The 1518-nt window shown below is 68.0% G+C and carries 2 protein-coding genes; both read left to right on the top strand.

Annotated elements, in window-relative coordinates; translation table 11 throughout:
* Positions 1-463: SufD family Fe-S cluster assembly protein (locus V6M46_RS04420; protein ID WP_332662562.1), on the top strand; the 463-nt coding region annotated here is incomplete at its 5' end.
* The coding region (gene sufD / locus V6M46_RS04425) for a Fe-S cluster assembly protein SufD (RefSeq protein WP_332662563.1) at positions 460-1518 on the top strand (1059 nt) is incomplete at its 3' end. The genes V6M46_RS04420 and sufD, both read left to right, overlap by 4 nt.

Below are 1518 nucleotides of genomic sequence, written 5' to 3' on the forward strand. Positions count from 1 at the left end.
GACGCTGTCGATCGCCTTCGCCGGCGAGGGCCAGCACCAGGACGCCGGCGCCAAGATGGTCCACGCCGCGCCCAACACGTCGAGCTCGATCCTGAGCAAGTCGGTCGCCCGTGGCGGTGGACGCACGTCCTACCGTGGCCTCCTGCAGGTGCTCGAGGGCGCCGAGGGCTCGGCCAGCACGGTCAAGTGCGACGCGCTGCTGGTCGACCAGATCAGCCGCTCCGACACCTACCCGTACGTCGACGTCCGCGAGGACGACGTGACGCTCGGCCACGAGGCCACGGTCTCCAAGCTCAGCGACGACCAGCTCTTCTACTTCATGTCACGCGGCATGGAGGAGGACGAGGCCATGGCGATGATCGTCCGCGGCTTCGTCGAGCCGATCGCGCGTGAGCTGCCGATGGAGTACGCCCTCGAGCTCAACCGCCTGATCGAACTGCAAATGGAAGGGGCTGTCGGTTGACCGCCACAACGACAACCCAAGCTGACAAGACCGGTCTCGGAGGAGCCCTGGAACTCAGCAAGGTTGAATCTCACCTGCACCCTGAGGGGTCGTTCGTCGTCGAGGACCACGCGGTCCCGACGGGCTTCGAGGAGATCTGGCGATTCACCCCGCTCAAGCGCCTCCGTGGCCTGCACCAGGACACTCCGCTCGACGGCGAGGACTTCAAGGTCGAGGTCGACGCCGCTGAGGGCGTCACGGCGGTCTCCGTACCGGTCGAGGACTCCGCACGCGGCGCTTCGGGCTACGTGCCCGTCGACCGCGTGTCGGCTCGCGCCTGGGAGGCCGCTCGCTCGGTCTTCGAGGTGACGATCCCGGCCAACGCCGTCATCGACGAGCCCACCACGATCCGCCTGCACGGCGAGAGCCTCGACAAGGCCGCGGCGGGACACCTGCTCGTACGCGCCGGCCAGTTCTCCAAGGCCGTCGTCGTCGTCGACTACGACGGCTCGGCGACCTGGGCCGAGAACATCGAGGTCGTCCTCGAGGACGGCGCCCAGCTGACGTTCGTGACGATCCAGGACTGGAACGACGACAGCGTCCACGTCGTCACCCAGCACGCCCGGGTCGGCCGCGACGCCGAGTTCCGCCACATCGCGGTCTCGCTCGGCGGCGATGTCGTACGCGCGAGCACCTCGGCGGACTACATCGGCACCGGCGGCAGCGTCGAGATGCTCGGCGTCTACTTCGCCGACGCCGGCCAGCACATCGAGCACCGGCTGTTCGTCGACCACACGGCGCCGCGCACCAAGAGCAACGTCGGTTACAAGGGCGCGCTGCAGGGCAAGGACGCTCACACCGTCTGGATCGGCAATGTCCTGATCCGCAAGGAAGCCCAGGGCATCCTGACGTACGAGAGCAACGACAACCTCGTGCTGACCGACGGCGCCACGGCCGACTCGGTGCCGAACCTCGAGATCGAGACCGGTGACATCGAGGGCGCGGGTCACGCGTCCACGACCGGCCGCTTCGACGACGAGCACCTGTTCTACCTGCAGAGCCGCGGCATCGAGGAG

The organism is Aeromicrobium sp., assembly GCF_036676885.1.
Classification (GTDB): Bacteria; Actinomycetota; Actinomycetes; order Propionibacteriales; family Nocardioidaceae; genus Aeromicrobium.